1 protein-coding gene is annotated in these 1,507 nt (G+C 70.4%); it reads right to left on the minus strand.

The window, feature by feature from the left end:
- Positions 1–32: 32 nt before the first annotated feature.
- On the minus strand, positions 33–1,507 hold a 1,475-nt coding region (locus tag ACIBEA_RS44550), incomplete at its 5' end, for an ISKra4 family transposase (protein WP_399270295.1).

A 1,507-nucleotide genomic window follows, 5' to 3' on the forward strand; every position in this document is an offset into this window, starting at 1 on the left:
GGGTGTAGCTCTCCCGGAGGGAAGATCGCTGTTCAGGCCGTGAGGTCGTAGTCGTGCTGGTCGGGGGTGGGGTAGAGGCGCTCGTGCTCGCGGGCGAGGTGGTGGCGCCAGTAAGCCTGGAAGTCGCCGTTGTCCTTGAGAGCGCGGAGCTTGAGGATGGCCTCGGCTCCGTCGAGGCCCCAACGGGCTCCGGTGATCTCGAGTCGGTCGCCGATGAGGTGTCTGCAGGCGCCCTCGATCGCGCCGGTGGCGATCGGCCAGCCGCGGGCGAGGGCGGTGTCGTAGTGGAGTTGGGCGAAGTGGCTGGTGAGGTAGCGGACGCAGGCGTCGGCGGCCTCACGCTTCGCGCCGCGCAGGTTGGCGGTGTCGGCCTGGGTGGTGATCTCGGAGGCGGCGCGGGCGGCCTGGCCGTGGAGGATGCTGGTCAAGTGGCCGGCGACCCAGGCTTCGGCCGCCGGGGTGCCGGCCTTGTGGAAACAGTGAGCGGCAGTCCAGATGTACTCGGCGACGTGCACGATGTCGAGGAGGACGTTCACCGTGATGCCGCGTCGGCCGGCCTCGTCATGGATGAGGTCGAGTTGGTGGCGGGCGCCGTCGACGAGGACGACCCAGGCGCGGGCGTGGCCAGGGTCGCGGGCTTCGGCCTGGTCGAACGCGGCGGCGATGGTGTGCTCGGGCGGCTGGATCACCGAGCCGGTCAGCCATTTCGCCTGCGCTTTCGGTCCCGGCCTCGGTGGCCGGGTGCCGCTGCGTCCCTCGGGCGGGGCGATGATGTCATGCGGGCGCCTGGGGGCCGGGTCGGCGTCGAAGACGCAGGCCAGCGTCGCCATCCGTTTGCGGTGCGGTTTCTCGCCGGGAGCGAGTCGGGTCCGCATTGCCCGCTTCCCGGCCAGATGCGCCTTCAAGGTCGCGGGCCGCAGGGCTTCGGGCCGCATCGCGATGCCCTTGCCGTCGACCTGGAGGACGAGTGCGGTGGCGGCGGTCGCCGGCAGGGGAACTTTGTGCTGGTAGAAGGTGTCGATGTCGCGGGCCGCGGCCACGACGAGTCGTTCCGCCTGCCGTTTTCCCAGCACCTTCCCGCACCGGCGGTCGATCGCCTCTTTCGCCTGATCGTATGAGCCGCGAACAGCCTCGTGGACGGCCAGGCGACGCAGGCCGTGGGAGTGCAGCCCGGCAGGCAGTGAGAGTTGTGCGTCGGCGGGGTGGACGTTGGTCAGTCCCTTGCTCCGCCACGCGGTCCGTGTCACGGTGACCGTGCCGAACACGCAGGCCAGCGCCCGGGAATGCCCCGGCTCGCGATACGGGCGCACCCGCCCGTCCGCACCCCGGACCTCCTCGGCATCCTCATCCCGGTCCCGCAGCTCCCGCTGATCGAGATATCCCTGGAACAGCAGCCGAAGCAGCTCACGGCCCTGCATCTCGATCAGGTCCTCCAGATCGTGATGGGACAACGCGACCGTCTCCGGCCCCGCCAACGTGCCTTTCAGGCAGTCGAAGGCCCCTGTCG

This window comes from Streptomyces sp. NPDC051555, assembly GCF_044454405.1.
In the GTDB taxonomy this organism is placed as follows: domain Bacteria; phylum Actinomycetota; class Actinomycetes; order Streptomycetales; family Streptomycetaceae; genus Streptomyces.